This window comes from Cyanobacteria bacterium GSL.Bin1, from assembly GCA_009909085.1.
Taxonomy (GTDB): Bacteria; Cyanobacteriota; Cyanobacteriia; order Cyanobacteriales; family Rubidibacteraceae; genus Halothece.
In genome coordinates this window covers 1-19107 of the sequence record JAAANX010000160.1, presented here as the reverse complement: position 1 = coordinate 19107, position 19107 = coordinate 1, and the positions used below count along the sequence as shown (strand labels likewise).

The following is a 19107-nucleotide window of genomic DNA, read 5'->3' as shown; positions in this document are numbered from 1 at the left end:
CCCTTGGTGATTATGTTTGGTTGGGTGAAAAGGCTTGGTTAGATAATCTTGCTCCGATTATCATTGAAAATCATGTTTGCGTTTCTCAAGGCGTCTATTTGTGTACCGGTAATCACGACTGGAGTGACCCTAACTTTTCGTTGATTACTGCTGCTATTACTCTGGAAGAAGGGAGTTGGATCGCTGCTGGGGCAATCATTGGACCAAATGTCACGGTTGGTCGGGGAGCGGTGTTGGCATTAGGGAGTGTCACCGGAAAATCCCTTGCACCCATGACGATTTATGTCGGGAATCCAGCACAACCGATAAAAAAACGGTTCAGTCAAAATAGTACGAAACCAGAAAGAGCAAAATCGTTATGAATCAATTAGGCAATAGTGTAACTCTTTTTCTGAGCTTAATTGTTGAAGCTTTTCCTTTTTTATTAATGGGGGTGATTCTATCTAGTCTTTTACTCCTCTTTATTGATGAAGCCAAACTGATTCATGTTCTGCCTAAAAATCCAATTTTAGGTGCATTAATGGGAAGCTTAGTGGGATTTCTTTTTCCCGTTTGTGAATGTGGAAACGTCCCCGTTGCCAGACGTTTACTCTTAGAGCGAGTACCGATTTCTGTGGCCATTGGCTTTTTATTAGCTGCGCCTACTATTAATCCGATTGTGATTTGGTCAACTTGGATTGCTTTTCGCGATCAACCGGAAATTGTTGGCTTAAGGGTTTTGTTTTCTTTAATCGTCGCTGTGATCATTAGTTGTCTTTTCAGTGTCCAAAAAGATGTCAAAGTGCTTTTACAACCGACTTTAGCTAGACAACTCCAGTATTCCCGCAAAAAAGTTAAGCGCTCGAATCAGTCGCTAAAGCAACAATCCCCTCTCCTGCAATCTGGAACTTTTTTACTTAATGCCAATGGTCAACCCATCTCTTTAGAAACAGTTTCCACTGTAGACGCACCGAGAAAAGGGTTAACTGGTTGGCGTTGGCAAGCCTTCCTCAATAATTTAACCCAAGAGTTACGAGAATTAGGCGGAATCTTAATTTTAGGGAGCGCGATCGCCGCGGGAATTCAAGTGTTTACCCCACGCGAGCTGATTTTAGGTTTAGGACAAAGTCCGATCACTTCGATTATTGTGATGATGACATTAGGTGCTTTAATCTCTATTTGTTCAACGGTTGATGCTTTTTTTGCCCTATCTTTTTCCGCGACGTTCACCACTAGTTCCTTACTTGCCTTCCTCGTTTTCGGTCCGATGATTGATCTCAAAAGTGTCGGCTTACTCTTGTCAGTGTTTAAGCCCCGCATCATTATTTATCTGTTTGCAATCTCAGCTCAGTTAATTTTCTTACTCACTTTGGGATATAACTATTTATTGAGCTAAAACGCTGAATTGTGACAATGAGGCATAGTTCTTGAAACGCTGTTCCTGAAACATTTAGACTCAACTGAAGATCAAGATAACGATTTCAAAAAATTTAAGTCATCACAATCGAGCTCTGAGTTCCACTCACTTCTGGCAATTTATCTGAATCAACGACTCAACACAATCCTAACTTAGCCCGGCAAAGCTTTGATCTTTTACCCATTGTCAGAGAAAAATTCTACCTTTTTAATCATAGGTTAATAACTTTCTAATAACTTAAGTACCATTTTCGTGGTTTTCTCTGTTGCAGAGTCAGTGTAAATCGAGTAAATTACATTGAGTTATTAATATTAATTGGTTAGCTTCAATATAATGTCACTTACTCAAGTTTCTATCGGTCATCGTTTAGGACAGGCATTACTTAGGGGTGTGATTGTTGGTTTATTATCAAGTGGAAACTCGGTTGCAGAAGCTAGAGACTTGATTTGGACAGCAAGTTCTTCCCAAGCCGCTAGCGAATCAATACCATTACCGCAATTAGAGGAATTTGATACAAACCAAATTTCTTTTGAGACAGTATTAACAGCTGAAGAACTCCAAGACACAATCCGTGCTTTGGAGTTAGTGCCAACATTTAGCATTTCTTCTTCAGCCAAAAAACAAACGCAAATCATTGAGGAGCAACTCAGACAATTACAGCAGAAACAGTCAGCTCCTTATCAGTTAACATCTACTCAACTCCAAACCCTGAGAGATCTCTTTTCCGGTCTCAGTCAAGCTGAGTTAACGACCCTTAACCAGCGCCTGAAGAACCAGAAAGCAGAAAATCCTTCTCCCCTCAGCGGGGGTGATGAGAGTAGAGATCGCTATCAGGCTCTCCCACAGACCTCTGCCAACTTCGCCCAAAATGAAGTTGATAGTCCTAGTCGTGAAGAGTTAATTGAACAGCTCTCCGTCCCTGAACCAGACTTGGAAAGCCTATTAGTCGAAACCCAAAAAGGCGCACCGGCTATTGCGCTTAGTGTTCCTTCCGGGTTTGGCGGATCCCAAGGTCAATTCTTCGCGAGCCTAACATTTCAAGAGCAAACCCGTACCTCGGATAAATCTGACGCTGGCTTTGGCTTTGGGTTAGGCCTTGGTAATCCCCAAGAAACGATTGGTTTCGATTTAATTTATAGCTCTTTTTCAACGATTCGCAGTGTTCCCTTCGATACGGGATCTGTCAGTCTTAAAATTCACCGCCGCTTAAGTGACACTAGCTCGGCTGCCATTGGCGTCGAAAACTTAATCAGATATGGCGATTTTGATGCTGACACCAATTACTATGGTTCATTCACTAATATATTTGCTTTACAGGAGAACCCCAATGATTTATTTAATTCGCTTGCGGTGACTGTAGGATTGGGATCAGGGCGTTTCCGGGAAATCGACGATATTCAAGAAAGGGACGAAACGATTAATATTTTCGGCTCAGTGGGTCTAAGAGTGAGTGAACAGTTTTCTCTGCTTGGAGCTTATACCGGTAATACCCTGGCACTGGGGGTTTCCGCTGCCCCTTTTCGAGAAATCCCTCTTGTGATTACCCCTCAGGTAACAGATTTAACCGGTGAATTTGATCCCCACTTTATTCTGACTGTCGGTTATGGAACACGTCTTTTCTAAACAACATCATAAAAAATAATCAGGAGGTTTTTAGCTCATGAAATTCAAACGTCTTTCCGTCCAACTTGGTCTCAGTTTTGCCCTCATCAGTGGATTTGCGACAATGCCAACTCCAGTTCAAGCTCAGATATCTACTGATATCGCTACCGATATTAGTACCGATTTTAATGTTGTGACTACAGATGAGACAGGGGAGAGTGCTTTTAGTACTGACTTCGCTACCTTACTTGATACCCTTATTGCAAGTCTAGAGGAAGGATCACCCTTTCAGCGCCGATTAGCATCACTATTAAGAAGTTCTGACGTTGATATAGACGCTGTACGTTCTAGTGGAACATTCACTGGAATTGATCCGGCTGAAGCAAGAGGTTTACTTACCAGTCTTGCCGGTGCACTCACTGGTTCTCCAGAGGAACAAGCTAACAAACTAATCGGTGCCATCACAACATATAACACGCTAATTAGTAATTTGGAGTCTGCAACTTTAAACAATCCGCCACAGTCAATCATTGAAATTCAACAACTCTTGCTTCAAATTTCAAACGAAGCTACATCAGGAGACGATTAATCCTCGCCAATTTTGATTTCAGTTGCCAAGGAGACTCGGAATTTTGTCGAAGTTGAAGAGAGGATTTTCAATCAGTCAATTTTCCGATATCCTCTTAGATGGCAATCAATTTTTTACGATTATTAAGGTTAAGAAAAAGTTATGGCAGATGCCGCCGCGAACCCTTTAAATCAGCCGTTAGATATTCAAGAACTCGCGATTACGCTCTCGGCTCAAAATTTAAATCCAACAATGTTAACGCTGGATAATTTGCGATCGCTGGGAGTGATTCCTGCCGATTGGGAACTGGCAAGGCAGCCGGTACTGAACCAACTGCAAGCCCGGTTAAACTTTAAAAATGGGGTTAATATTGTTGCTCAGCAACGGAATATTACGTTCGCCGAACCATTAAACAACCAAAATCAGGAAAATTTACAATCGGCTACTATAGCTAAAGCATTTATGGCTAAATTTTCCCAAGCCGGTTACCAAACTGTAAGTATTGCCCCAAAAACAATTGTTAGTTTTGGTAACCAAACAGACACCAATCCCCGTCACTTTATTGTTCAAAAAATTATTGCTCCCGGACCTTGGCAAGAAGTCGGAAATAGTTTGCCCCAAGCGTCTGTTAATTTTGTCTATCAACTACAAGAGTGCCAGTTAAATTTAAGCATTAGTGAAGTGCAGCTTCGGACCCAAACTGAACCGATTCAAGCTGTCAGTGCACTATTATTTTCCGGCAGCTTTAATTATCATTCTCAGCAAACAGGTACGGATGCAACGACTCAATTACAATCTCGAATTGATCGCTGGTCCGATAATTGGGAAACCTTCCAGCAAATTGTCCATCAAAAATTCTTAGGAAAAAGTGAAGGGGGTATCTTTCCGCCGCAAGTTATGCCAAACTAGCACTTAAGTAGTAAAAATTTCTTGTAGAAACCCTTGTAGAAGTGCTTCTTACGTCCTAAGTTTGGGTAGGCTACAGTTTGTATCAGCTATTCATTCCCAGGAGAATGGCTCGGTACTCAGTATATCTGTACTCGATTGTCGGAACGTAAGAATATATCCCATGACTGAGGTTATCAAAGTTAACCAAACCCGTATTCTCCCAGAACACCTGCTCTCTCATCTGAAAAAGTATCAGATGCTTCCCCAATTCTTGCGAGAATTAGTGATTGATCACGCGATCGCGCCGATTGAATGCTCAGCAGAAGAGGTAGAAACAGCGAAACAGGAATATTGGCAACAAAATCGATTCACTGACTCGAACCGATTACAAGCTTGGTTGGATCAAACGCGCTTACAACCCGCTGATCTAGAAAAAATTGCCGTGCGCAATTATAAGATTAGAAAATTTAAACAAGAGACCTGGGGCCCTAAAATTGAATCCTATTTTCTTCAGCGTAAACGCGATCTTGACCAAGTGGTGTATTCCCTGCTACGGACGAAGGACAATAATACGGCTACCGAACTTTATTTTCGTCTCCAAAATCAGGAAGCCAGCTTTGAAGAATTGGCTCAAACTTATTCCCAAGGGCCAGAAGCACAAACTCGAGGAATTATTGGTCCGGTGCCCATCACAACTCCCCATGAAAAGCTAGCCAAAATCTTAGTTCAAAGTGAGGTTGGACAACTGTGGCCGCCGGTTCAGATTGGCGAATGGCATATTATTGTCCGTTTAGAAAAGCTCATTTCTGCACAGTTGAATGAGGCGACACGTCAAAAACTTTTGCATGAACTCTTTAGTCAATGGCTGGAAGAGGAAGTCAAAAAAATTACCACGATTGAACCTTTAAATTCGGAAACCTCCGAGGTAGCTTCATGAGTTTTACACGAACTGATTTTGTTTCTTTTCTCAGCAATGAATTTCCCTTCAACCAACTGCCGCAGGAAGCCCGGGAAGCTCTTTCGCAAAAGCTACAACCCCTACGCTATAAAATGGGCCAAGCCCTCGCCTTACGAGAACGGATGCCCACAGAAATCCAAATTGTTTACGAAGGACAGGTGCGGCTTCTTGGATATCAATCCCAAAATCAGATGCCCATTACCTTGGAATTGGCTTCCCCCGGACAAATGATTGGTTGGGTGGGCTTGGTGCGAGGAACCCCCTGTGAAACCGCGATTGCCTCAGAAGAATCGATCTGTTTAAGCCTAAAAGCCGAAGATTTTTGGCAACTGTATCAACGCTACGATTCGTTTCGGGAAGCGGTGCAAAATCAATGTAGCGCCATTGAAATATTTACCCTGCTGTGTCAAGAACAAGAGCGTCAACCTCATGGTGGGATTGATCTCAAAGCTTTAACAGACACCAGTTTAGCAACAGCAGTGGTGCAACTCCTTCCACCTGGTCGGTATACCCTGGCTAATTTACCGAGCGACCATCCTTTAAAGGATGAAGAACGGGTTTGGTTGGTTAGTGGCGGTGGCAGAATTAACAATTTGGCGATTGGAAGTCGGTTAGAACTAGTAGAAGACACTGTTCTGAGTGTGGACGGACAACAGCCAGCTCGCCTCATTGGTTTTCGGAAAGCAGAATTACCCTGGTTTAATCCAAATTTATTTACCGCCTCTGCTGATAGTCCAGAAGTAGTAGAAACTCAAGAAGCCGAAGCCGTAACATCAACACTAGTTGATGGTGTCGAAATTACAGAGGCACCAAGGGTGATTCCAGGCACCGATGATTATGAAGAGGAAGGGGAAACCGTTGGGTTAAAAAAATACCCTCATGTGCGACCCCGAAGAAATAATTCCCTGGAACGGGCTTTTGCTTGCTTTCAAATGCTGAGTCAATACTTCCAAGTGCCGTTTCGCAAAGAAGTGATTCGACGGGTGCTGAGTGACCAATTACGACGGAGTGAAACCTTATCGTTACCGGTTGCTGGCGCGATCGCGGAACTATTAGGACTGAAGGCGCAACTGACTCAAATTCCGACAAAATCTATTTCGCGCATTACTCCTCCTGCCTTGATTCGTTGGGGAGAAGACCTAGCCATTCTTTACGAGAGTAACGACCGAGAAGTGGTCTTAGGGATTCCTGGAGAAGGCGTCGTTACCAAATCGATGCAAGAGTTTGCTGAAAGTTGGGGAGAAGGGGGACAACTTTTACTCTTAGAAGCAACGAAAGAAACGCCTCAACAACGGTTCGGTATTCAATGGTTTATTCCCTATCTTAAAAAATATCGCGGCACCCTGATCCTTGTTTTTGTGGCTTCCTTGTTTGTCCAGCTCTTCGGCTTGGCCCACCCATTGATGATGCTGGTCATTATTGACAAGGTGATTGCCCAAAATAGCCCCGATGTCCTCAACATATTAGGGATCTTTGTTTTAGTCATTGCCATTTTTGAAGCCATCCTCAGTACATTGCGGACCCATATCTTTGTGGATGCCACCAATCGCATTGATATGAGTTTGGGATCAAAAATTATTGACCATTTGCTCAGACTACCCTTACGTTACTTTGAAAAACGTCCGGTTGGGGAACTCGCGAGTCGGGTCAATGAACTCGAACGCATTCGTCAATTTCTGACCGGGACTGCTTTAACCGTCGTTCTCGATTCGATTTTCTCCGTTGTTTATATCGGAGTCATGTTGATCTTCAGCTGGAAATTAACGATTGCTGCCTTAGCGGTGGTCCCTGTATTGATGGGGTTAACCCTCGGCTTTTCCCCCACGATTCGGCGACAACTCCGCACTAAAGCAGAACGAAATTCTCAAACGCAATCCTACTTAGTGGAAGTTCTGTCGGGAATTCAAACAGTGAAAGCCCAAAATATCGAGCTGCGATCGCGCTGGCGTTGGCAAGAACTCTATTCTCGTTACGTTTCTGCTGGCTTTAGAAATGTCGTCACTTCCACCATTTCCAGCTCTAGCAGTAACTTTTTTAACAAAATTTCCGGATTAGTTGTGCTCTGGTTTGGGGCCTACTTAGTCTTACAAGGAGAGCTCACCTTAGGGCAACTCATTGCCTTTCGGATTATTGCCGGCTATGTCACCAGCCCGTTACTTCGACTCTCGCAACTGTGGCAGAACTTCCAAGAAACTGCTCTTTCCTTAGAACGGCTCAGCGACATTGTTGATAATCCCCAAGAAGGAGAAGAAGACCGGGATAACATTCCCATGCCGCTAATTGAGGGAGCCGTGCGTTATGAAAATGTCTCCTTCCGCTTCAAAAATAGCGGTCCCATGCAACTGAATAACATCAATCTTGACATTGAACCGGGACAGTTTGTGGGCATTGTCGGGCAAAGCGGGGCGGGCAAAAGTACCCTCACTAAATTAGTTGCTCGCCTCTACGAACCCGAAGCAGGGCGAATTCTGATCGATAATTATGACATTGCCAAAGTTGAACTTTACTCTCTACGACGCCAAATTGGGGTCGTTCCCCAAGATCCCTTACTCTTTGAAGGTACTGTCCAAGAAAATATTTCTTTAACCAATCCCGATGCCAGCACCGAGGAGATTATTGAAGCAGCCCAAGCGGCAGTTGCTCACGAATTTATTATGAATCTTCCGGCTGGTTACAATACAAGAGTAGGGGAACGGGGAGCGTCGCTATCGGGAGGACAACGGCAACGCATCGCGATCGCGCGTACGATTCTTCAACGCCCGCAACTGCTCGTGTTAGACGAAGCAACCAGTGCCCTTGATTACAATACTGAAGAACAACTCTCCCGTAACTTAGCGGAAGTTTTCCAAGATCAAACCGTGTTTTTCATCACGCATCGATTAGCAACGATCAAAAATTCAGATCTAATTTTGATGATGGATGCCGGGAGAATTGTCGAACAAGGCACTCATGAAGAATTAATGGCTCTCCAAGGTCGCTATTACTACCTCTATCAACAACAAGAATCTCGTGTCTAGTTACCTTTAAAACCTCAATAGGAGACAAACAATGAGCCAAGCCAACGATAACCGCCCTCACTCAATGGTTTCCCGCCAAAATGGGAAGCTCAATGTTAGCCCTTCCCAACTCGAAAAATCTCAAAGCGCCAATTCGATTTCCTACAATACCTACGAAGACAACTTTGACCAAGCCGTTGTTCTCAGTCAGTCTCCTCTGTGGCCGCGAGTGGTGTTAGTAACCATTTTAGGTGTGATTGGTTTTGCTGTCGCTTGGTCTTACTTCGCCAAAATTGAACAAGCCGTTGGTGCCCAAGGACAACTGAAACCGCAAGGAGATGTCAAAGAAGTGCAATCTCCCATAAACGGTGTCATTAAAGGCATGGCGACGAATTCTACGATTGAGCCAGGAGAAGATCCCAGCCGTAAAGGAGAGCTCTATGAAGAAGGAGATTTGGTTCAACAAGGGCAAGTGCTCTTGCATTACGATTCCACGACAGCACAAGCGCAAATTGAATCTTTAGAAAGAATTCGAGCCTCTCTGCAACAAGAAAATAGTTTCTATCGGCAAATCATGAATAGTGCTGCAACCGCACCAGCAGCGGTAGAAACAGAAATTAATCGCCTGGATATCCCGACCGAAGTGGCAATGCTGGCTCGCAATCGGAGGGCACTAGTGGAAGAAAATCGGCTTTATCGCGCTCAAATTGGCATTGGCGAACAAGATAAAGATTTAGGGCGGGATGAAATTGAACGCCTCCAAGCTTCAACAAGAGAGGCAACCACTCGCACAGAAGCTGCTCGCCTGGAAGAGCAACAAATTGCAAAGCAATTGCGACGAGTGGATGTGCAATTGGAAAATACCCGTGTTCAACTGCAAACTGAACGGGAAAAATTAGAGAAATTAACAACTCTCTTTGAAGAAGGTGGAATTTCTGAATTTCGGCAAATTGAACAAAAACAAAGAGTTCAAGAACAAGAAGCCAGATTAGCCGAACTCCAGCAAGAAAAACAACGGCTCTTGCTTGATCAAACTCAAGCCGGACAAGAGTTAGAAAATACCACAGCAACCACCCAAAAAGATGTTCTCGACCGCATTGCTCGCAATAAGCAACAAATTGCGCAAATTGATAGCCAGTTAACCAAAGCGATTGTTGATAATGAAAATCGCATTTCTGAACTGAACAGTCAGATCAGTCAAACCCAGCAACAACTAGAATATCAAAACTTAAAGGCACCAATTAGTGGCAAAATTTTTGACCTTGAAGCTAGTCCGGGCTTTGTCGCGAATACGAGTCAAAAATTAATGAAAATTGTTCCCCAAGAAAACTTAATTGCAGAAGTTTTCATTACCAACCAAGACATTGGGTTTGTCAAAGAAGGGATGACTGTGGATGTGCGGATTGATTCTTTTCCCTTTAGCGAATATGGCGACATTCAAGGAGAACTGATTTCGATTGGATCGGATGCCCTACCGCCCGATGAAACCTATGACTTCTTCCGCTTTCCCGCTAAAATTAGGTTGGATAATCAAGTCTTGGCAGTACAAGATCGAGAAATTCCTTTGCAATCAGGAATGTCAGTCAGTACCAACATCAAACTCCGAGAAGATCGACGGGTGATTAGTCTGTTGCTGGAACGCTTTACCAAAGAAGTGGAAACTCTAAAAAATGTTCGCTAGGCTGAAACTAAAGCAGAATTTCTGAAAGCAACCAATGACAATGGAAATTACCGACTTAAAACGAGACACAGAAACCGTATTGCAACGCCTGGGGAAAGCCCAGGAGTATCTTTGACCTGCCGTGGATCAAGGCGAAAATCGAAGATTTAGAGCAAGAAGCGGCCCAACCAAAATTTTGGGATGATCCGGAAGCAGCTCAACAAACCTTGCAAAAACTCAATGATCTGAAGTCGGCTTGGGAGCAATATCAACAGTGGCGCGATCGCGCAGAAGATACGCAAGCCATTATTGAGTTACTCGAAACCGAAGCCGATCCCGCCCTCTGGGAAGAAGCCACCCAAAACATCGCCGAACTCCAGGAATCGCTAGAGCGTTGGGAACTGCAACAACTGCTGTGTGAACCCTATGATGATCGGGGTGCTGTGCTGACCATTAACACCGGCGCTGGGGGAACTGATGCTCAAGACTGGGCACAAATGCTGCTGCGGATGTATTCGCGTTGGTCAGAAAAGCAAGGCTATAAAGCCCATTTAGCAGAATTATCAGAAGGAGATGAAGCCGGAATTAAGTCCGCCACCCTCGAAATTGAAGGGCGCTATGCCTATGGCTATCTCAAAGGAGAAAAGGGAACCCATCGCCTAGTTCGGATTTCTCCCTTTAATGCGAACGGAAAACGACAAACCAGCTTTGCTGGGGTGGAAGTGATGCCACTTTTGGATCAAACGACGATCCAGGACATTGAACTGCCGGAAAAAGACTTAGAAATTACGACGTCTCGCGCCGGCGGTAAAGGCGGACAAAATGTAAACAAAGTGGAAACAGCCGTCCGGATTGTTCACCTCCCCACTGGCATTGCGGTGCGCTGCACGCAGGAACGCTCGCAATTACAAAACCGAGAAAAAGCGATCGCGCTTCTCAAATCGAAGCTGATCGTCATTGCCCAAGAACAACGAGCACAAAAAATTGCTGAAATTCGTGGGGAAGCCGTGGAAGCAGCCTGGGGAAACCAGATTCGGAACTATGTGTTTCATCCTTATCAGATGGTGAAAGATCTCCGGACAAATGTTGAAACCAGCGCTGTTGATGATGTTCTCGACGGAGAGATTGATGCCTTTATTGAAGCGTATCTACGCAGTCATCAGGATTAACTTTAGAACCAAGCTCTATTTTGGGAAGTGGGTGAATTAAGTAGCTGAGTTAATCATTAGCATCAATTCTGAGCAAATGTTAAGCTAGTCGCAATATTAGTGATCGATTGCCTAAAAATGACCGAACAACCAATGAATCCTACTTATTCCCCTGATCCACACTCAGAACAGGAATCTGCCACCTCAGAACCTGTAAACTCCGAGGTGCAAACCCCTAGTTATACCAAGCTTGCGATGCGGAACATGGTCCGCAAATCTGGAAAATCTTTACAACACTTCTTTCTCAGTACTATTGGTTTACTGGCGTTGTTTATTGGTTTATCCTACCTGACGCACTGATGTCTCCCTCTGTGCCCCTAGCGGTCTATATCCAAACCGATTGTGCTGAAAAAGGACTGCCCAATCCCTTACTTTGGGAACAATGGTTTCAACAGTGGATTGATGCGCTGCAAGCAGAACTACCGTCGGCTGAAGCGTATGAATTAACCCTCTGTTTAAGTAATGATGCTGAAATTGCCGCTTTAAATGCCCAATATCGGCAAAAAAATCAGCCCACTGATGTCCTTGCCTTTGCCAGCCTAGAAAATCCCTTATCAGAGCAAGCTGCCTCCCTGTTTCGGGCAGAACCTCTTTATCTAGGAGATATCATTATTTCTGTGGAAACGGCTCAAAAACAAGCATTAGAGCAACAGCATTCTCTCACCCAAGAACTGGCTTGGCTGGGCACTCATGGCATACTTCATCTTCTCGGATGGGATCATCCCGATGAAGCCAGTCTCGAAAAAATGCTTGCTCATCAGGAAACCTTATTGTTAATCTCAGGTCATAAGTAACGATTCTCTCCCTAAAATCACTGGGATTGATCTTTAAATTAGGATATCATTGTAACCGAGAACATGAGAATAAACGCCATCACATCTCATTCCAATAATCTTTCTTCTCAGCAGCAAAGGGGTAACCACTTGACTCTTATTTCTAGCTCATCTCAAGAACCCTCCCAACCTAAAAAGCGTTCCTTTACTCGTCAGTTGGCTTTTAACATTGCTCCCAACTTACTAACCAGTTTCCGTTACGCCGGGGAAGGCGTGCGTTACGCTTTTACCACCCAGCGTAATTTTCGCATTCACGTTGTCATCGGCACCATTGCTTTGAGTTTAGGGGGATGGCTCCAGATTGGCGGTGTAAAAATGGCGGTAATTGGCATTACCATCGCCTTTGTCCTGGCGTTAGAACTCTTAAATACTGCCTTGGAATCCGTAGTGGATCTTACGGTGCAGCAGAGTTATCACGAATTGGCAAAAGTAGCTAAGGATTGTGCAGCGGGAGCGGTTTTAATTGGTGCTTTGGCTGCCTTATTTGTGGCTGGAATCATTTTATTCCCTCCGCTATTCACGCTGATTTTAGCGACAACTTTTTAGATGGCAGGCAGTCACTTATGAGCCCTCAGTCATTCTAAATCTTGCCCTTTGTCTCCCTCACTCACGCTCGCTTTCATTTTTCCAGTCGAATCACATACCACTGTAAATACTCTCCTTGTGCCACATCCAACTCACAGCTTGTTTCCATCAGATGTTTGGCCTGATCTTCGATAGTGTCAAATTTTTGTAAATCTCTAGGCAATTCATCCGGATAGTTCTGAATGACCCCTTTCAGTTTTTCCAGTAACTCTTCTGGACTCATAATTTCTTCGGGTTGGTTAGTTTCGAGAACGACATAAGCGTCCTCTTGATACATGATTGAATCGGGCATAATACAATTAATATTTAATAATTAACAGTTACTAACTTAATTTCTGGATATCATTTACTATTTTAACTACCTTGCAATCAATTAAAAAATGAATCAAACGAACGCTTCTAGTGTGCGTACCGAAAAAGATTCTATGGGAGAACGTCAACTCCCCAATACAGTTTATTATGGCATTCAGACGCTACGCGCGACTGAGAATTTTCCCATTAGCGGCATTAAACCTTTACCCACTTATGTTGATGCTTGTCTTTTAATTAAAAAAGCAGCAGCGATCGCGAACGGAAAACTCAACTGCATTCCTGAAGACGTTAGCATCGCTATTGTCCAAGCCGCTGATGAAATTCTCCAAGGCAACTTGCGCGATCAATTCGTGGTCGATATTTATCAAGCCGGGGCTGGGACTTCTCATCACATGAATGTCAATGAAGTCCTTGCCAATCGTGCCCTAGAAATTTTGGGAGACGAAAAAGGCAATTATCAACGCGTGAATCCTAATGATCAGGTTAACTATGGACAATCGACGAATGATGTGATTCCCACTGCCATTCGTCTTGGCGCTTTACTTGCCTTACAACATTCCCTCTATCCGGCGTTAGATACAGCCATTGATACCTTAGAAAGCAAAGCCAATCAGTTCCAAGATATTGTCAAATCCGGTCGGACTCACATGCAGGATGCGGTTCCCATTCGGTTAGGAGAAACCTTTCGCGCTTGGGCACAAATCTTTCGCGATCAGCAAACGCGCCTCCAAACTGCTGCCCAAGACTTACAGCAATTGGGAATTGGTGGCAGTGCCACTGGAACGGGCTTAAATACCCATCCCCACTATCGCCAAGAAATGGTGAGTCTACTGAGTGATTTCTTGGATCTACCGTTAACCAGTGCCCCTCATCTTATGGCAGCGATGCAAAGTATGTCCCCCTTTGTTAATGTCTCTGGGGCCTTACGCAATATTGCTCAAGACTGCGTCAAAATCTCCCATGACCTTCGTTTATTAGATTCGGGACCCAAAACGGGATTGCGAGAAATCGAACTGCCACCGGTCCAACCGGGGTCTTCGATTATGCCGGGAAAATATAATCCGGTGCTGGCGGAAATGACTTCTATGGTGTCGTTTCAGGTGATGGGCTACGACAACGCGATCGCGCTAGCAGCCCAAGCTGGTCAGTTAGAATTAAATGTAATGATGCCCCTGATTGCGTATAATTTGATTCACAGTATTGAAATTTTAGGCAATACGCTGCAAGTGCTGAGTGATCGCTGTCTAAAAAAAATGACAGCCCGGCGCGATCGCTGCCAAGACTATGCCGAAGCCAGTCTTGCTCTTGTTACCGCCCTGAATCCGCATATTGGTTATCTCAATGCTGCCGCGATCGCGAAAGAATCTTTGGAAACGGGTAAATCTTTGCGGGAACTTGTTTTAGAAAAACAACTTATGAGTGAAGAAGAGCTGGCGAAAGTGCTAGATTTAGCAAAAATGAGTCAAATACAGTCGAAGCCTAATCACTAATGACTACTGTTCACTCATTAATGACTGGGCTTGCTGGAGTGCCTGACGGACTTGTTGGAAACCCGTTCCGCCTTTACTATTGCGAGCAGAAACCACTTGTTGTGGTGTGATTGCGGCGTAAATATCTTCTGCAAAAGCAGGATGAATGGCTTGCCACTCTTCTAGGGTCAGATCTTTTAAAAGTTTTCCGGCAGCTAAGCTCGTTTTAACTACTTTTCCCACTAAGTTGTAGGCTTCTCGGAATGGAACGCCTTTATTAGCTAAATAATCGGCAACATCAGTGGCATTAGAAAAATCTTCGGCAACTGCTTCCTGTAAGCGTTGACGGCGAAACTCAATCCCCTCGGCTAAGAGGATTGTCATTGCTTCTAAGCTGGCTTGCGTCGTTTTAACGGCATCAAAGAGTCCTTCTTTATCTTCTTGTAAGTCTTTGTTATAAGCCAGAGGGAGTCCTTTCATCAGTACCAACAAGGCTTGTAAATGTCCGCAGACACGCCCGGTTTTCCCGCGAATGAGTTCTGGGATATCAGGGTTTTTCTTTTGGGGCATAATACTCGAACCAGTGGCACAACTATCTTTGAGCGTGACAAAGCTAAATTCTTGCGACGCCCAGAGAATGATTTCTTCACTGAGACGAGATAAATGCACCATAATCAAACTGGCAGCATTGAGAAATTCAATGGCAAAATCGCGATCGCTGACCGCATCTAAGCTATTGCGATAAATATTACTAAACCCCAGTTCTCGAGCCGTATATTCCCGATCGATGGGAAACGTGGTTCCCGCTAGTGCCCCGCAACCAAGGGGAGAAACATTGGTTCGTTTGGCAACATCTCCCAAACGTTCCCAATCCCGTTGGGCCATTTCCCAATAAGCTAGCAGGTGATGAGCGAGACTAATCGGTTGTGCCCGTTGCAAGTGAGTATAACCGGGAATTAGGGTTTCCACATGGCTTTCTGCTAAATTCAGGAGGGCGCGTTGATAGTGACGCAAACTGTGGCGAATCTCCTGAATTTTGTCCCGTAAATATAAGCGAATGTCGGTTCCCACTTGATCATTGCGCGATCGCGCCGTATGCAGTTTCTTGCCCACATCCCCCACGATATCGGTTAAGCGATGTTCCACCGCAAAATGAACGTCTTCTTCTTCTACCCCTGGTTGAAATGTCCCGTTTTCGTATTCCCTTAAAATTTGCTCTAACCCTTGCACCAACTGTTGTGCTTCGGCATTAGTGATAATGCCGGTTTGCGCGAGCATTTTGGCATGAGCGATTGATCCTTGAATATCATAAGGTAACAGTTCAATATCAAACTGGATACTGGCATTAAATTGCGCGATCGCGGGATGTAACGCCCCTTCAAATCGATCACTCCAAGTATTTCCTTGCGTCACGGTAATGTTTGGTTCTCCTGTCCAAAAAATAATCTCACCCAAGGTGAGACTAGCGTATTATTCAATCTTTGAGAAGTATAAAGCTCAACAAATTGCTCCTTTAAGAAATGAAAGTGCGAAATAAATATCCTAAAAATAGACCAATGAGTAATGCCCAAACCTGCCCTGACTCAATAAAATTATTCCAGCCGTCTTCAATTTGCTTTAAAACTTCAGGGTCTTCAACGACTTGGCTCAGCACTACTGTATTATCATATTGAGAAAAAGAAACCGAGGAATAAGGAGAAAAAGTGATCATTTTAGGCATAATAGGGTAACTATAGACAATATTTCAGCTTAACTGACTTGGAGTTAACCACAGTTAAGTGCAAAAGTCAAGTCAAGTTTGTGAGAAAAATCTGAACAATTTTGCCTTAAAAATCGACTATATAGATTACCAATTGAGAATTGAGTGAGGAGTGTTCGGTAATGGTATCTGCTGTCAAGAAATTTGTGCGCGATCCTTTTCGGTCTTTGCTACCTAGTTTACTATTATGGTTGCTCTTGTTTGCCCCGGCCCAAGCAGCAACAGCCTTAAGAGTCGTTTTGAAAGAAGATGCTAAACAAGTAACAGTCGGCAGTTCAACTGATGCTGTCATTCGAGATGCCACAGGCAACGCTTTGGGATCACTGCAAGGGATGAGCGGATTTCGGGCGGAAAGTGGTAATAGTAAAGTTCGCTTAGGACAGTGGGAAAGTAATCAACTCTGGATTGATCCCCAAGGCGAGGGCTTAGTGTGGATTGGCGATCGCTGGTATCGCGGAGACACTAAATTAATTCATGATGGGTCAGATCTGACTGTGATTAATCAAGTGAATTTAGAAGACTATCTTTACAGCGTTGTCGGGGGAGAAATGGTCGCGAGTTGGCCCCTTGAGGCACTAAAAGCCCAAGCCGTTGCTGCTCGTTCTTACGCCCTCCATAAACAAAACGAGTCTGCCAGTCGCCTTTACGATGTGAAGAGTACCACTGCTTCGCAAGTTTATAAAGGAATTAAAAGTGAAACGCCACGAACTGTGGAAGCTGTCAATAGTACGCAAGGGCAGGTTCTGACACATGGCGGGAAAGCCATCTTAGCTGTTTTTCATTCCTCTTCTGGGGGACATACCGAAAATGTGGAAGATATTTGGCATCGCCCTCTGCCCTATTTACGAGGTGTGGTTGATTACGATCAGACGGCACCGGTTTATCAGTGGGAAAAGAGAGTCTCCAGTACTGAAATGGGGCAGCGTTTAGGGAACTTAGGGACAGTTCGTTCCTTAATTCCTGAAGAAATGACACCGCAAGGGCGAATTTTGAAGTTGAAAGTAGTGGGCGATCGCGCAACAAAAAGCATCAGTGGGAATCAATTTCGGAAAGCTCTGAACTTACGGAGTACTCTGTTTCAAGTCAATCCGAATCCCCAAGGATTTACCATTTATGGGCGCGGCTTTGGTCACGGTGTCGGCTTAAGCCAATGGGGGGCATACTATCTCGCGCAGCAAGGGGCAAACTATCGTCAAATTTTAGGACATTATTATCAACAAGTTAAACTCGCCCTGATTGAGACTCAGGTGGCTAGAAATTAGTGGAAATGGCTTGCACGGGACAAGTGGGAATACACTGTTCACAAACCACACAGCGCGATCGCGTGAAATTGAGCTTAAAAGTTTCCGGATCGAGAGTTAACGCCTGTGTGGGGCAAACTCCCGTGCATAAACCACAATCTACACAACTCTCTTCATCAATTACAATTTCTCGACTCGCCAGAGAAACCGTAATATTCTGCAACCCCATCCACTCGATCGCAGCTTCAATTTCATCGATATCGCCCAATAGCTCCACAACTAATTTACTGGTGCGATTCGGAGCCACTTGAGCACGGATAATATTGCTGGCAACATTAAAGTCTTTGGCTAAACGATAAGTTACCGGCATCGGCACCCGATTTTTCGGGAAAGTTAAGGTCACTCGTTTTTTCATTGTTACTGATCCTGGTTATCGGCTCGTCCTTTACCTGTCAACGTATCACTCCAAACTCTGATTGTCGTCTTGATTTATTCTTTGCTTTAGGCGACATCCACCACACCAATTGCCCCGATTCGATTCCAATCAGATGTATGGCCGTTGCCTAAAAAGAATTCTGCGCAGAAACTGTTACTTTAAATAAACAAAGGAAAACGTAAATAAATGTAAATCAAGCTTAAAATGGCAAACGAGCAGTCGGAAATAACAACTTTCAGCACTCGCATTCGGAATATTGTAATTGCTTTCGGTGCTATTGCTATTAGTTTGACCCTATTCTTGGGCTTACAAACCGATAGCCCTTCCTTTTCTCTAGAAAGTCAAGCGCAAGACGCAACCCCTCTAGAAGTGGCTCTGAGTAACAAGAAACCTACGTTTTTGGAGTTTTACGCCAATTGGTGTACCAGCTGTCAAGCAATGGCGAAAGAGATTGGAGAACTCAAACAAAAGTATAACGACCGCATCAACTTTGTCATGTTGAATGTGGATAACGATAAATGGCTGCCAGAAATGCTGCAATACAACGTCGATAGCATTCCTCACTTTGCTTTTATTTCCAGAGAAGGCAGCGCGATCGCGTCAGTGATTGGAGAGCAACCCCAGTCTGTTTTAGACAATAACTTAGCCGCTCTCGCTAACGAGGAAAACCTTCCTTACGCCAACCAACAAGGACAGCGCTCCCGCGTCGGGACTCCCCAATCTAATCAACCAGATCCCTCAGAGGTGGCACCCCGTAGTCATGGTCGCTAGGTTCTCTATCGTGAGACTTAAATTTTTGTGAGTACTCTTTACAAAACGCAATCTATTGTTTATATTATTAATCAGCAGTTAGTTAACTGCTATCCCTCTTGAAGCACATTGTAGTGTTCAAAGCAATCATAAAACTATGACAACCACCTTACAGCAACAACAAAGCCAGAATCTCTGGGAACGGTTTTGCCAGTGGGTCACCAGTACCGAAAACCGCCTCTATGTAGGTTGGTTCGGCGTGCTCATGATCCCCACCCTCTTGACCGCCACCACCTGCTTTATCATCGCCTTCGTCGCCGCCCCTCCGGTAGACATCGACGGCATTCGTGAACCCGTCGCCGGTTCCTTACTCTATGGAAACAACATCATCTCCGGTGCCGTTGTTCCTTCCTCCAACGCCATTGGACTTCACTTCTACCCGATCT

At 44.4% G+C, this 19107-nt stretch carries 20 protein-coding genes; 16 read left to right on the top strand and 4 right to left on the bottom strand.

The annotated features are described in order from the left end of the window. The 12 genes from GVY04_19025 to GVY04_18970 form a co-directional block, all read left to right on the top strand. A partial coding sequence (locus tag GVY04_19025; protein NBD18148.1) for a colanic acid biosynthesis acetyltransferase WcaF occupies positions 1–362 on the top strand: 362 nt, incomplete at its 5' end. Further along, on the top strand, positions 359–1375 hold the full coding sequence (locus GVY04_19020) for a permease (GenBank protein NBD18147.1): 1017 nt from the start codon (positions 359–361) through the stop codon (positions 1373–1375). The genes GVY04_19025 and GVY04_19020, both read left to right, overlap by 4 nt. Before the next feature lie 354 nt (positions 1376–1729). Further along, complete coding sequence (locus GVY04_19015) at positions 1730–3019, top strand: hypothetical protein (GenBank protein ID NBD18146.1); 1290 nt, start codon at positions 1730–1732, stop codon at positions 3017–3019. Between the two features lie 37 nt (positions 3020–3056). After that, positions 3057–3587 carry a hypothetical protein gene (locus tag GVY04_19010; protein ID NBD18145.1) on the top strand — a complete coding sequence of 177 codons (531 nt, stop codon included), beginning with the start codon at positions 3057–3059 and terminating at the stop codon, positions 3585–3587. A 141-nt stretch (positions 3588–3728) separates the two neighbouring features. Further along, positions 3729–4475, top strand: coding sequence for a hypothetical protein (locus tag GVY04_19005; protein ID NBD18144.1), 747 nt, complete (start codon positions 3729–3731; stop codon positions 4473–4475). Between the two features lie 160 nt (positions 4476–4635). Continuing rightward, a complete protein-coding gene (locus GVY04_19000; GenBank protein NBD18143.1) occupies positions 4636–5391 on the top strand; it encodes a peptidylprolyl isomerase in 756 nt (251 codons plus the stop codon). Continuing rightward, the gene (locus GVY04_18995; protein ID NBD18142.1) at positions 5388–8429 is read left to right on the top strand and encodes a type I secretion system permease/ATPase; all 3042 of its coding nucleotides are present in this window, start codon (positions 5388–5390) and stop codon (positions 8427–8429) included. Before GVY04_19000 ends, GVY04_18995 begins: the two co-directional genes overlap by 4 nt. A 31-nt stretch (positions 8430–8460) precedes the next feature. Continuing rightward, a complete protein-coding gene (locus GVY04_18990) occupies positions 8461–10089 on the top strand; it encodes an HlyD family efflux transporter periplasmic adaptor subunit (GenBank protein ID NBD18141.1) in 1629 nt (542 codons plus the stop codon). 40 nt (positions 10090–10129) lie between these two features. Next, positions 10130–11237, top strand: a protein-coding gene (locus GVY04_18985) for a peptide chain release factor 2 (GenBank protein NBD18140.1) whose coding sequence is annotated in 2 segments (ribosomal slippage) — positions 10130–10201 and positions 10203–11237 — 1107 coding nt in all. Because the reading frame shifts where the segments join, the coding sequence is not laid out codon by codon here. Between the two features lie 117 nt (positions 11238–11354). Continuing rightward, a complete protein-coding gene (locus GVY04_18980; protein NBD18139.1) occupies positions 11355–11576 on the top strand; it encodes a DUF3285 domain-containing protein in 222 nt (73 codons plus the stop codon). Beyond that, the gene (ybeY, locus tag GVY04_18975; protein NBD18138.1) at positions 11576–12070 is read left to right on the top strand and encodes an rRNA maturation RNase YbeY; all 495 of its coding nucleotides are present in this window, start codon (positions 11576–11578) and stop codon (positions 12068–12070) included. Before GVY04_18980 ends, ybeY begins: the two co-directional genes overlap by 1 nt. Before the next feature lie 63 nt (positions 12071–12133). After that, entirely contained in the window at positions 12134–12655 is a 522-nt protein-coding gene (locus tag GVY04_18970) for a diacylglycerol kinase family protein (GenBank protein ID NBD18137.1), read from the top strand. A 73-nt stretch (positions 12656–12728) separates the two neighbouring features. Here the strand turns inward: GVY04_18970 and GVY04_18965 are convergent, their stop codons facing one another. Then, positions 12729–12986, bottom strand: a complete 258-nt coding sequence (locus tag GVY04_18965) for a chlororespiratory reduction protein 7 (protein NBD18136.1) — start codon at positions 12984–12986, stop codon at positions 12729–12731. A gap of 88 nt (positions 12987–13074) precedes the next feature. Here GVY04_18965 and GVY04_18960 point away from each other — a divergent pair, with 88 nt between their 5' ends. Then, on the top strand, positions 13075–14496 hold the full coding sequence (locus tag GVY04_18960) for an aspartate ammonia-lyase (protein ID NBD18135.1): 1422 nt from the start codon (positions 13075–13077) through the stop codon (positions 14494–14496). A gap of 3 nt (positions 14497–14499) precedes the next feature. On the opposite strand, the gene argH is transcribed toward GVY04_18960, so the two are convergent. Then, a complete protein-coding gene (argH, locus tag GVY04_18955) occupies positions 14500–15888 on the bottom strand; it encodes an argininosuccinate lyase (GenBank protein NBD18134.1) in 1389 nt (462 codons plus the stop codon). A gap of 100 nt (positions 15889–15988) precedes the next feature. Further along, positions 15989–16195, bottom strand: a complete 207-nt coding sequence (locus GVY04_18950) for a hypothetical protein (protein NBD18133.1) — start codon at positions 16193–16195, stop codon at positions 15989–15991. 161 nt (positions 16196–16356) lie between these two features. On the opposite strand from GVY04_18950, the gene GVY04_18945 reads away from it, so the two are divergent. Then, positions 16357–17496: a SpoIID/LytB domain-containing protein gene (locus tag GVY04_18945; GenBank protein ID NBD18132.1), complete on the top strand. Its 1140-nt coding sequence runs from the start codon at positions 16357–16359 to the stop codon at positions 17494–17496. Here GVY04_18945 and GVY04_18940 read toward each other — a convergent pair. Continuing rightward, positions 17486–17890: a 4Fe-4S dicluster domain-containing protein gene (locus GVY04_18940; GenBank protein ID NBD18131.1), complete on the bottom strand. Its 405-nt coding sequence runs from the start codon at positions 17888–17890 to the stop codon at positions 17486–17488. The two genes, GVY04_18945 and GVY04_18940, sit on opposite strands and share 11 nt — an antisense overlap. A gap of 225 nt (positions 17891–18115) precedes the next feature. On the opposite strand from GVY04_18940, the gene GVY04_18935 reads away from it, so the two are divergent. Continuing rightward, entirely contained in the window at positions 18116–18682 is a 567-nt protein-coding gene (locus GVY04_18935) for a thioredoxin fold domain-containing protein (GenBank protein NBD18130.1), read from the top strand. 136 nt (positions 18683–18818) lie between these two features. Further along, positions 18819–19107: photosystem II q(b) protein (locus GVY04_18930; GenBank protein ID NBD18129.1), on the top strand; the 289-nt coding region annotated here is incomplete at its 3' end.

Excerpts from the sequence above, each read along its gene's own strand:
- GVY04_19020 (NBD18147.1), top strand. The coding sequence starts at position 359 with ATGAATCAATTAGGCAATAGTGTAACTCTTTTTCTGAGCTTAATTGTT.
- GVY04_19015 (NBD18146.1), top strand. The coding sequence starts at position 1,730 with ATGTCACTTACTCAAGTTTCTATCGGTCATCGTTTAGGACAGGCATTA.
- GVY04_19010 (NBD18145.1), top strand. The coding sequence starts at position 3,057 with ATGAAATTCAAACGTCTTTCCGTCCAACTTGGTCTCAGTTTTGCCCTC.
- GVY04_19005 (NBD18144.1), top strand. The coding sequence starts at position 3,729 with ATGGCAGATGCCGCCGCGAACCCTTTAAATCAGCCGTTAGATATTCAA.
- GVY04_19000 (NBD18143.1), top strand. The coding sequence starts at position 4,636 with ATGACTGAGGTTATCAAAGTTAACCAAACCCGTATTCTCCCAGAACAC.
- GVY04_18995 (NBD18142.1), top strand. The coding sequence starts at position 5,388 with ATGAGTTTTACACGAACTGATTTTGTTTCTTTTCTCAGCAATGAATTT.
- GVY04_18990 (NBD18141.1), top strand. The coding sequence starts at position 8,461 with ATGAGCCAAGCCAACGATAACCGCCCTCACTCAATGGTTTCCCGCCAA.
- GVY04_18980 (NBD18139.1), top strand. The coding sequence starts at position 11,355 with ATGACCGAACAACCAATGAATCCTACTTATTCCCCTGATCCACACTCA.
- ybeY (NBD18138.1), top strand. The coding sequence starts at position 11,576 with ATGTCTCCCTCTGTGCCCCTAGCGGTCTATATCCAAACCGATTGTGCT.
- GVY04_18970 (NBD18137.1), top strand. The coding sequence starts at position 12,134 with ATGAGAATAAACGCCATCACATCTCATTCCAATAATCTTTCTTCTCAG.
- GVY04_18965 (NBD18136.1), bottom strand. The coding sequence starts at position 12,986 with ATGCCCGATTCAATCATGTATCAAGAGGACGCTTATGTCGTTCTCGAA.
- GVY04_18960 (NBD18135.1), top strand. The coding sequence starts at position 13,075 with ATGAATCAAACGAACGCTTCTAGTGTGCGTACCGAAAAAGATTCTATG.
- GVY04_18950 (NBD18133.1), bottom strand. The coding sequence starts at position 16,195 with ATGCCTAAAATGATCACTTTTTCTCCTTATTCCTCGGTTTCTTTTTCT.
- GVY04_18945 (NBD18132.1), top strand. The coding sequence starts at position 16,357 with ATGGTATCTGCTGTCAAGAAATTTGTGCGCGATCCTTTTCGGTCTTTG.
- GVY04_18940 (NBD18131.1), bottom strand. The coding sequence starts at position 17,890 with ATGAAAAAACGAGTGACCTTAACTTTCCCGAAAAATCGGGTGCCGATG.
- GVY04_18935 (NBD18130.1), top strand. The coding sequence starts at position 18,116 with ATGGCAAACGAGCAGTCGGAAATAACAACTTTCAGCACTCGCATTCGG.